6 protein-coding genes and 1 rRNA gene are annotated in these 10,883 nt (G+C 41.9%); 4 read left to right on the top strand and 3 right to left on the bottom strand.

All coding sequences use genetic code 11. From position 1 onward, the window contains the following. The first annotated feature begins 80 nt into the window (after positions 1 to 80). Positions 81 to 190: ribosomal RNA gene (gene rrf / locus B2089_RS03275) — 5S ribosomal RNA — on the top strand. Between the two features lie 166 nt (positions 191 to 356). Here rrf and B2089_RS03270 read toward each other — a convergent pair. The 3 genes from B2089_RS03270 to B2089_RS03260 are packed head-to-tail and all read right to left on the bottom strand — an operon-like array spanning position 357 to position 2,733. Next, positions 357 to 1,205 (bottom strand): phosphatidylserine decarboxylase, encoded by an 849-nt coding sequence (locus B2089_RS03270; RefSeq protein WP_296685881.1) that lies wholly within the window; start codon positions 1,203 to 1,205, stop codon positions 357 to 359. A gap of 14 nt (positions 1,206 to 1,219) precedes the next feature. Beyond that, positions 1,220 to 2,002: a CDP-alcohol phosphatidyltransferase family protein gene (locus B2089_RS03265; RefSeq protein WP_296685878.1), complete on the bottom strand. Its 783-nt coding sequence runs from the start codon at positions 2,000 to 2,002 to the stop codon at positions 1,220 to 1,222. 32 nt (positions 2,003 to 2,034) lie between these two features. Further along, a complete protein-coding gene (locus tag B2089_RS03260; protein WP_296685876.1) occupies positions 2,035 to 2,733 on the bottom strand; it encodes a TVP38/TMEM64 family protein in 699 nt (232 codons plus the stop codon). A 208-nt stretch (positions 2,734 to 2,941) separates the two neighbouring features. Here B2089_RS03260 and B2089_RS03255 point away from each other — a divergent pair, with 208 nt between their 5' ends. The 3 genes from B2089_RS03255 to B2089_RS03245 all read left to right on the top strand — a co-directional run. Beyond that, positions 2,942 to 6,706 carry a hypothetical protein gene (locus B2089_RS03255; protein WP_296685873.1) on the top strand — a complete coding sequence of 1,255 codons (3,765 nt, stop codon included), beginning with the start codon at positions 2,942 to 2,944 and terminating at the stop codon, positions 6,704 to 6,706. Positions 6,707 to 6,720: 14 nt separating this feature from the next. Further along, on the top strand, positions 6,721 to 10,038 hold the full coding sequence (locus B2089_RS03250) for a hypothetical protein (RefSeq protein WP_296685870.1): 3,318 nt from the start codon (positions 6,721 to 6,723) through the stop codon (positions 10,036 to 10,038). A gap of 127 nt (positions 10,039 to 10,165) precedes the next feature. Further along, positions 10,166 to 10,883, top strand: a 718-nt coding sequence (locus tag B2089_RS03245; RefSeq protein WP_296685867.1) for a glycine--tRNA ligase, incomplete at its 3' end; no start/stop codon positions are given.

Raw genomic sequence — 10,883 nt, 5'->3', positions numbered from 1 at the left:
GGCCATATCCTCGTTCCCGCCGTGAGGGCGGAGCCTCACATGCTTCCTTCCCCCTTTCCTTTTTTTTCGGTATTTTATATGCCGGTGGCCATGGTGGGGTGGATATACCCGTTCCCGTTCCGAACACGGAAGTCAAGCGCCCCTACGCCGATGATACTCCAGACCGGGGGAAAGTAGGCAGCCGCCGGCTTTTTTTTGTTTTAAACGGCCCCCTGCGGGGAGAGGCCGGGGGGCGGCAGGTCAGAGCGGCGAAAGGGCGGCCAAACCCGCGGGGCTGTGGCAGACGGCCGCGCGTCAGTAAGCCGTAAGCCGGCGAAAGGGCGGCAGGGGGCCGTGTTCGCTGAGATAAAAATGACTTATAGAGAGGATTTTGCTACGCAATCACCGATTTTTACACGATATTCTGCGCCTGTACTGGTTTTGTTTAGGATTTCTGGGAGAATATTGATTTTGTCTTTTTGAAGGAGAAGAACAATCGTAGAGCCGTGTAGGTCAAAGTAGCCCTTTTCCTGTCCTTTTTTGAAAGTTCCTTCCTGAATGTGATTTTGAATTCCGCCTACACTGAAAGCTCCGACTTCAATTTGAGCAATTTTTCCGAAATGTTCTGTATTCATAATTGTCCATGAACGGCGGTTTTTCGTGTATAATCGGAAATTTTCTGCTGCTAATGGTTGGACTGAGTAAAGTGAGCCTTGAATGAAGTGATTGCCGTTTTGGCTACCGTTATCGACATAACAATAGCGGTGATAATCTGTAGCACAAAGTCTGAAAACAAGGCAGAATCCGCCCTTAAAAAGGTCTATGGTTTCTTCTTCAGATACATCAAATCTTTCTGGTTCAAAAAAATCATGAAGCGTGTAATCAAATCCTTTGATATGAAATTTTGCGTCATCTGTAATTTGATAGACTGAAAGAAGACTGTCTGCTGGTGAAATAAGGTGATTTGCCTCAGAATCGAAGGATATTTCTTTTTTGCGGGTGAAAAAGTCGTTGAAAGATTTGAATTTAGCTTCCTCGAAACCGCTCATGTCGATTCCGTTTTTTTTGACGAATGAAGAAATGTAAATACGGGAGAAAGGCGAGCGAAGCACAAGACCGAGCAATGCCGGAAGGCGGAGAGCTAAAATCCCATGAAGCAGAATTCGACCGCATTTTGTGCCATAAAGGAATTCTACTGACTTATCGTTCGCGCTTTTTTCCTTCATTATAATCTCCACTTTTAGAAAGCTTCTTCAGCTTTTGTCTCTATTTCTTGAATTGTTGCTTTGTTTTCAAAGACGATAGATGGATCTTTATCAGGAGTCTGAACATAATAGGCTTTTCCGAGAAGAAGAAGAGCCAGTTCAACGAGACCTATGATGATAAGAACGAGTTTGCCGATAAAGTGAGGTTTAAGCATTTTAAATGGCGTGATAAAAGCAAATGCCATTATGAGAAGCAGAATTGCGGCTGCTTGAATCGGCGGGCGTGAATTTCCGAGAAAATACGAAACGATAAAAACCGCCGGAAGAACGATTGCGACACTGGTTACAGGAAGTCCTCTGTATTCATGGCGGCTTTCTGAAGTCTGGTTCTGTCGTTCCATTTCATCTACATTAAAATAGGAAAGACGGATAAGTGCGCTTAACAGATACAATGCACAGATACAGATGACGATACGCGCCTGCCAGGGGTGATCAATCGGATATTGCTTGTCTCCGATGGCGAGTTTGTAAACGATAAGTGATGGAAAAACTCCATAGCTGATGATATCTGCCATTGAATCAATCTGAATTCCAAAAAGTTTTTCTGACGGCGTGCGGTTCTTTTTTGTGGATGCGACCTTTCCGTCAAACATATCCATAACGCCTGCGACCATGAGACAAAGCAGTGCGAGAATGAAACTGCGGTCATTGTTTGAGAAAACAAAATGAATTCCTGCAAATGCAAAGAGCATTCCTAAATAGGTAAGAATAACCGTGTAGTTGTAAACACCCAGCAAACGAAGTTGTTTTTTATCCATAAATGATACCTTCTTTCTACTTATATTAAATACTAATTGAATCCATAGCCAAAAATCAAGCCGTAGACGATGATTGTGAACGGTTTTGATGTAAGAATGATGATTGCAAACTTCTTGAAACTCATTTCAGTGAGTCCTGTGAAGTAGCACAAAAAATCATCGGGGGAAATGGGTAGAAAAATCGCAATCCACAAGAAAACGGGATAGCTTTTCTTTTGTTTTTCCAACCATTTAATGCTTTTCTGGTATTTTTTTTCGGAAAAAATCTGCTTAACGAAGGTGATGCCGAATGTGCGGGAAAGCCAGAATGCAAGGAAAGAGCCTGAGCAAATACCGATGTAATTGCAGATGATGCCAACCCAGGGACCGAAAAGCGTAGGACCGACTATACAGCCCAATGTACTCGGAATGACAGCATAAACCGTTTTGACGCATTGGAATACAGACAGAAAAATTGGCCCTAAGATTCCGAATGAGTTTATGAAAACTTTAAAAGACTCTGCATCGCGGATTGTGCCGACTTTGTATTCATAAAAAAACCAGATTCCACCACCGATTACGGCAAAGACAAGAGCAATGCAGAAGAGCTTTTTGAGAAGGCTTGTTTTCGTTTCGATGATATCGATAGCTTGCTCTTTTGTTTGACCGAGCAATTCAGCGGCTTTTTCTTTATTATGCTCAATTATCTCGCTGGCCTTTTCCTGAAGTTTGTGTTCGATTTTGTGTTCCATTAAAAAATCCGAAATTAATTATAACAAAGTTTTTTTTCTTATTCCACAATGTTTGTTCCTAAATCGCATAAAAAAAAGACTATTCTGCAATTGTTTTTACCATTGAAAATCGAGCTATTTTATTAAAAAATAAGAAATTAAGGCTGATTCTTCATTGACATCGAGTGGGGGATGCGTTAGAATTATTTTAAGGTTGAGTTTATGAAAAATGAAAAAGTTAAAATTTCTTTCTTTCTTTCTTTCTTTCTTTCTTTCTTTGCTGATTTCCTGCGGTGATATTTTTAATCCTAGTTATGATGACCCAGTAAAAGAATTCTTTCAAAAATACACGGATTCTGCCGCAATCGAAATTTCCGAATACACAAGTTCTATCGGAAAGTCGGCCAGCGGCACAGATTGCTTTGAGAGCAACGGAGACAAGTCAATTTTTTTCTTTCTCAGAAATCCGCAAGGCTATAATCTTAAATTCTCTTATACATTTGATCATCCAGAAATTGCCAGCACATTTTCAGATTACGAGAGCCTTGGTTATGTTTCATTTGTTCTTTCTAATGCAAAGCTGGATCTTACACTTGTCTTCAGCAAAGAATTCCTCAATAAAATCGAGATGGGAGAGGTTCAAGTAAAAGACAGTGATGGAAATCCTACCGGCAAGATAATAAAAGATATTTCAGGTACGATAAACATTTATGAAGCCGAAACTTTGCGTGCTTTTCAGCCTTATCATGTTTCCGTAATCGCAAATTCTGCCCCGCCAAGAATCCGTGGGGGTATGTTTCAGCGAGACCGAAAAAAGAGCGAAGATGATGCGGCTGGTACAAGAACTTCCAGATATGTCGTTTGTCTCAATGTAAAGAATTTTTCGGATACTGTTCATGAAGCCGACACAAAAAAAATTTATTTTAATAGCGAATGTTATGAATTGACATTCTCCTCTGAGTCTGTGAGCGTGTCTTATTGTGGAGGCGGCTCTGATTCAAACGGTACGCTTTCTGCGACTGCACCAGCAAATCTTTGGAATCTTGATGATTCTGACTCAGGTTTTTTGGCTGCCACTGGTTACTTGCCGCTTTATTACACGCTGAATATTTGCCCAGAAGAGACGACGGAAACGGTAACATGCACGGTCTCTATTCGGGATGACTATGGATTTGCTGCAACGACTGTTGTCTCAAATCAGGCAGACCAGCTTCAGCCACCAATAATCGAAGAACTTCCGAGCGGAGAATATTATGCTGACGATGAAACCGGAATCTACTATTTAACTCTTTATCACGACAGAAGCACATGGCACATCGAAGAAAATGAAGACGGCACTAAAACCACGGTTCCTGGTCAGCCAGCTTCTGGTGCTCCTACAATCGTTTATGATGTCTACAATACTACAAATCCTTCCACTCCTGTTGTTTCTGGAGCTGAAGTTTCTCCTGTTAAGGTTCCTGTTCAGAAAGGTCGCTATTATGTAAGGGCTTGGGCATATTATTCAGGTTTGATTGACAGCGTTGAGGCTACTGAATATAAAGACGGTTCTGCAATTTCTTCAAGTAACTATTTCAAAGTCTACCGAAGCGTAAATTATTATGTGAGCGTTGGGGGCGATGATGATAAAAATAACGGCTCAAAGAACAGCCCTTATCGTTCGGTTCAGAAATGTATCGATGATGCTAAAACTGAGGCTAGCTTCTATGGAGCGGTTCCTACGGGTTATATAATAAATCTACAAAGCGATATTACGGCGACTGGCTCTGAAACAGGCGATGATTTTATCAAATTCTCAGGAATAACTGGTGGCATAAAATATATTCTGAATGGTAACGGTCATACCATTGATGCCGCAGTTCCGAGCACAGAAAACCGCCGTGTTATTTTAACAGATCCAAGTACGGATGTAACTCTTAATGATGTCACTCTCACGGGCGGATATGCGCCGGGCGGCGGAGTGCAAGGTGTGGGAATTTGTTTTACTGGCGGAAAAGTTACATTGAATAATGTTGAGATTACGGGCATGACCGGCTACCAATGTGCCGTGGCCGCATATTCTAACGGTGGCCTTGTTTTCAACTCTGGCTCTATTCACGATAATACTTCTGTTGGTGGAGTTTCTGCAATTGGAATTCGTGGGCCTGTTACGCTTGGCTCAGAAAACGGCTCAGTTTCTATCTATAATAATACCGATAATTCAGCATCTGCTCCTTGTGCTGTAAAGGTGATGGAAGACGGCACGCTTAATATCTATAATGCGAGCATTTACGATAATAAAGATTCTTCGGATAATCATCGAGATTTATATCTTGTGAGCGGCAAAGTAATCAATGTTTTGGGAAGCCTTTCTGGGTGCAAAATAGGCGTTTATTCAGAAGCTGTGCCTACTGTTTCAGAGCCTGTCACAATCACGCAAGACTATTCTATTTACAACTCGGTTCTTCCAGGAACTGTTTTCTATGGAAACAAAAATGGTGCTATCTGGAATGACGAAGAAACAGAGGTCATTCTTGCAGTGAGCGGCGGGGCTACGATAAATCCTCTCGATACGAAAATCGAATTCTCCCTCAAAGATGCGGAATCAAATGGAAATGAAGTCAGCGGATTCTATGTAGGAAAAGCAAAAACTATTTATGCTGTGCCAAAAATTACCGTAGATGGTGAAGAAATCGATTTCAACACTGTAAAAAATAAATTCTCATGGAAACTTGCATTAAAGTGTAGCGGCACAACGATAACGACTTCTTCTACGAACTCGATCTCAATTCCTGCAACTGGAATGTACGAAGACACTTATATTCTTAGCGTTCGGGCAACATATAACGGTATTTCTTATAATGCTGAATTCATTGTTGTCGGATTAAAAGATTTTGTCTATGCGGATTCTCCAGCAGCAGGAACTTATTCTGTAAAATCTGCCGAAAGCATAAAAACCATAAAAACTCTTTGCGAGAATTCTTCAAACGGCTTGGCAGACTATACTTTTGAGCTTGAGAGCGACATTACTGTTACAGGAGAAGAGTGTTGCATCGGAACGGTTGAAAAACCATTCTGTGGAAAATTTGACGGAAAAAAACACACGGTCACTTATGATAGCGTTGCTCCTTCTGGCGGATATGGCGGCTTGATTGCCGTTGCAGGAAACGGAGCCGTAATCTCAAATGTAATAACAGCAGGCTCTTTGAGTGAAGGAACGAAGCCTGAAAGCGAGATTGGAAAACTCGGTGGCATTGTCGGATATGCTTATGCACCGGGCGGAAGCGTAAAAATCCATAACTGCACAAGCAATGTCACAATAAGCGTCAGCACAAAGTCTTCATGGGCTGCAGGCGGAATCTTGGGATACAGCAAAGTTGGCGATCTTTTGATTGACTGCTGCGTGAACAATGGTCATGTCGGAGACAATACTCTTTATGCGGGTGGAATTCTTGGCTTCTTTGAGTCAACCGAAGCAAGAGAAAAATACACAATCCGAAACTGCGGAAATAATGCTCAGATAAAAGGAACCGGCGAGTCTTCAAGCAATAAGGCTTATTATGCCGCAATCCTTGGATTCAATACGAACACAAGCGGAAGTTTGCCAAGTGATGAAAGTTCTATCAAAAACTGCTTCAACACTGTAGATATTCCATCAATATCTTCTTCTATCGGTTGCTATGGAGATATAATTTCGTATTACTGTGGAACTGGTGGCTCTGAAATAACTTTCTCTAACTATGTAGGTGTAACTTACTATTTCTATAGGGGGTATTCAAACGGGGAGGCAAACAAAAGTTTCTGCTATAGAAAAAATAGTTCTCAAATCGGAAATTATTGGAATTATCGTTTCAGTGGCACAACTGTAAATTCTAATGTAACAGTCGGAAGCCACGAAGCAACAAATGATATAATTACTCTGCTGAACTATTGGGTTGAAGACAATGATTCTTCTATATATAAATCCTGGACAACTAACACTAACGGCGTTCCGGTTTTAAACTTTGAAGATTAATGAGGGAGAGAAATATGAAAAAGTGCTTTTTTAAGATTTTATCGCTGATTTCTGTTTTGTTTTTTGTTTTTTCATGCTCGGATATTTATTCTGGCGGTGAGAACGGCAACGAATCAACCAAAACTGCCGTAAAGACCGTAACTTTCACTGGCACTCTCGAAACTGGAGATGCCGTTCCTGCTGAAATTGCACAGCTTCTCTTGGGGGCTTCTATCGATTCTGCTGAAAGAACTGCGATTCCTACGATTCCGACTGGGGTGACTTATTATGCGAAGGCCACTGCCGAAGGAAGAGATACTATCGAAGTTGACGATTCCGAGTTTTCTGCTGACAAAAAAACTTTTTCTATCTCTCTTGAAGTTGGGCCTTTGTGGACAATCGAAGTCGGTCTCAAATCTGGCACTGAGACGATTCTAAAAGATTCCGTTCAGAAGCAGCTTTCCGAACTTGATACGATTTTCAATTACAGGTTTTTCCTTTCTCCAGATTCAGAAGGTGTTGGCGACATAGACCTTAATATTTCCGTTGATTCTGTGGTGACGGTCGGATTATTGCAAATTTCTTTGGCTGATTCAGAGCAAGCCGCAAAATGGAATACTGCCACGGTTAACACGGTTAGTCCTTCAAAAATAAAGCTGAGCAATCTTCCTTGCGGCACTTATGATGTTGACCTTGTGTTTTATTCCGGGGCTACTACTTCTTCTCCAATTATTTTCTCAACTGCACAGTCGATTACCGTATTCTCCAAAATGACAACAAGCTCTTGGGTTTATTCTGGAGACAGCATAATAACCGATACAAACACATTCAGCATCACTCAGGAACTTGTGGCAGCTTTCGCAAGAACTCAGTTTTATGTTGGTGGAACAGATGTGAACGGAAAAGCAGCGACTGACAATAATTCTGGAAGTCCTTATGCTCCTTTTGCCTCAGTCTCAAAAGCGGTCTCAACAATCTGCGCTCTTGGCGGAAACAAAGATTTTATAATTCGTATCAACGGAAAAGTCACTGACTCAAATATTCAGATAAATCCTTCAAGCGGAACTGTAAATTCAATCACATTGTGCTCTCTAAACGGCAGCAATGAGACAGATTATATCGACGGAAACGGAAGCACAAATTCTATAATAACGGTTGCAAACACAAAATTAATCATAAAGAACATAAAAATAACGAAAGGCGGGCGAAATCAGGCTTCAAACACTCCAGCGAAAGGCGGTGCAATAAATATCGCAAGCACAGGAACCGTAATTTTGGAAAGCGGAACTGTCATAACTCAGAATTATTCGAATAACGGCGGCGGTATTTATAATGAAGGAACTTTAGAGGCAAAAAGCGGCGTAATAATCAGCTCGAATGCAGCTACGACGAACGGAAGTGACACAGGAAATGGCGGCGGCATTTATAACAAAGGAACAGTAAGATTAGATGGTGCTAAGCTAATCTCAAACTCAGCTCCATGTGGCGGCGGGCTCGCAAATCTTTCTGGTGGAGCAGCCTTTATATACGGAAATACTTTTATCGGTGGAACTGGGGCAGACGAAGGAAATCATGCGAGAACAAGCGTAATCGAAAATGATATCGGGCAAGGTGGCGGAATTTATAACTCTGGTTATAAAGGAAATTACGAAGGCTCTTGTTTGTATATTGGCTATAAAGATGCGAATGATGACGGCACTCCGAAGACCATCGCTTCATTTACAGGTGGAATCTACAACAACACGGCAAGTAAAAGTGGTGGCGGAATCGATATATCAAGTTTTGCCAAAGTTTATATGGCAAGCGGAACAATCAGCGGAAACTCCGTTACATATTCTGGAACGCAGGTCGGAGGTGGCGGTGTTCATGTAGAATATGGTTCATTTATAATTTCGGGAGGAACGGTTTCTGGCAATTTAATTGCTGAAGGCTGTACTCAGGCTCATGGCGGGGCGTTCAGTTTGGATACGAATGCTACTTTGAGTTTAAGCGGCACTGCTGACATTCCAGGAAACGGACAAGTCAACGGAAACGATGTGTATTATATGTTCTCAAACCCGATTGAAGTTGATTCAAGTTTTAATCCGCCTTCAAAGAATGTTTATGTATCTTTAATGGACCGAAGTCCCGGTCCTGTTAACGAAGAAATAATTACAAACAGTGCTCCGAGCGTTGTTAGCGCAAAAAAATTGTTCTTTACGATAATTCCAGAAAACAGCGGGTATGGCGTTTCAAGCGAAGGTAAGATTGTAAAGGTTGTGTATGTTTCCTCTGGCACAAGCTCTTCTTTGGCAGCGGGCGACGACGCAAACGGGGACGGCACAAAATCAAAGCCGTATGCAACAGTCGGAAAAGCCCTTTCTGACAATCCTGGATTGATTTTTGTTTCTGGAGTTACGGATGAGGGAAGCAATTCTTATACTTTGTCATCAACCATTGTAATAGAAAGTTTTAGTGGCGAACCATATATAAAAAGAACGGCAGATGCAGCTGCACCTTTATTTAAGATTGCGAGCGGAGCAAATGTTACTTTAAAAAGTATAGTGCTAGATGGTTCTTCTAAAAACTGTTCTGCTAATGGCGGGGCTTTCTATGTGACAGGTTCAAGCTCTCTTAAATTGGAATCTTGTAAAGTACAATCTTTCTATGCCCAAAAAGGCGGTGGAATTTGTATTGATAGCGGTTCTGTTTCCATTAATGGTGGCAGTTTGTCAATTTGTAAAGCAACTTCTGGCGATGGTGGCGGAATTTGTATCAGTGGCGGTTCCGTAACTTTGGATGGAACTTCTATGAGTTACTGCACGGCAACTGGCAACGGTGGCGGGGTCTATCATGGAGGCTCTTCTTTCACCCTAAAGAACGGGGCGAATATTTATGATAGTTATACTTATGACCGGGCTGTTTATCTTCCAAGCGGCAAGCAGATAACTCAAGATAGCTTCACAGGAAAATGCTCTGTTATATCTGCTGGCGGCTCAGGAACACAGATAACAGGTTCTAATTCCGAAAATTTAAAACACTTCAGCATAAAACCGACTGGTTCAAAACCTTGTTATATAAAAACAGATGGTAAGATTGCGGAAATATCATTCACGAAGGATAATCTTAAAGGTTATTACGCTAGTTATCCAACTAGAACAGGTATAGAGCATAGAAATAATTACGCTGGATATGGAGCTTTGGATATTGTTAATACTGGAAGTTTTCAAGCAAATTGGGATGATGCCTATAACGGAAAAACTTATACAGGCCTGACTTTTGGTGTGAAAAATAACATTACAGGAACTGCAGTAACTGTAACCGTTAGCGGAAAATATAACGGCAATCCTTCTACGGTATGGGATATCTGGTAGTAGAATTGGGCTAAGGATTGTAGACAACGAATATTTCCAATTGTGAAAATATTAAAAATCTGCTAAAATCTCCTCAATTATTTTTATTCGTCTGCTTCACGCCAGAAGTGGATTCAGGAGTATATTTATGGCAAAAAACGAAAAAGTTGCGGCTGATCCGCACGCATGTACGCTGGACAAAATCATCTCGCTTTGTAAACGACGGGGTTTTGTATATCAGGCTTCAGAGATTTACGGCGGTCAGGCCGGTGCCTGGGATTACGGTCCTTTGGGCGTAGATTTCAAGCGCAACATTCAGAACGCATGGTGGAAGGAAATGACCCAGCTTCACGATGATGTTGTAGGCTTGGACTCAGCTATTTTCCAGCACCACACTACATGGAAGGCTTCAGGCCATGTTGACCACTTTTCAGACCCGATGGTTGACTGTCTGGAATGCCAGGCTCGTCACCGTGCAGATAAATTAATCGAGGATTTCGTTGCCGCAAATCCGGACAAAGATCCTGGAAAGCCAGTTGATACAATGACCCACGAGGAAATGAAGGCTTACATCGACGCCAACATTAACTGCCCGACCTGTAAGAGCGAAAACCGAAAATATACGGCTGTCCGCGAATTCAACCTCATGTTCAAGACATATCAGGGACCAATCGCAGACGAGAGCCACCTTATCTACCTCCGCCCGGAAACCTGTCAGGGTATTTTCACTGACTTTAAGAGCATCGTTCAGTCGAACCGCATGAAGGTTCCTTTTGGCGTTGCCCAGGTCGGTAAATCTTTCCGAAACGAGATTATCTTCAAGAACTTCATTTTCCGCACCTGCGAATTCGAGCAGATGGAAATGG

It is taken from the genome of Treponema sp. UBA3813 (assembly GCA_002368605.1).
GTDB lineage: Bacteria > Spirochaetota > Spirochaetia > Treponematales > Treponemataceae > Treponema_D.
This window is presented reverse-complemented; position numbering and strand designations above follow the sequence as displayed.

Bases quoted from the DNA above. Each gene is read 5' to 3' on its own strand.
- B2089_RS03270 (WP_296685881.1), bottom strand. From the start codon at position 1,205: ATGAAGGAAAAAAGCGCGAACGATAAGTCAGTAGAATTCCTTTATGGC.
- B2089_RS03265 (WP_296685878.1), bottom strand. From the start codon at position 2,002: ATGGATAAAAAACAACTTCGTTTGCTGGGTGTTTACAACTACACGGTT.
- B2089_RS03260 (WP_296685876.1), bottom strand. From the start codon at position 2,733: ATGGAACACAAAATCGAACACAAACTTCAGGAAAAGGCCAGCGAGATA.
- B2089_RS03255 (WP_296685873.1), top strand. From the start codon at position 2,942: ATGAAAAAGTTAAAATTTCTTTCTTTCTTTCTTTCTTTCTTTCTTTCT.
- B2089_RS03250 (WP_296685870.1), top strand. From the start codon at position 6,721: ATGAAAAAGTGCTTTTTTAAGATTTTATCGCTGATTTCTGTTTTGTTT.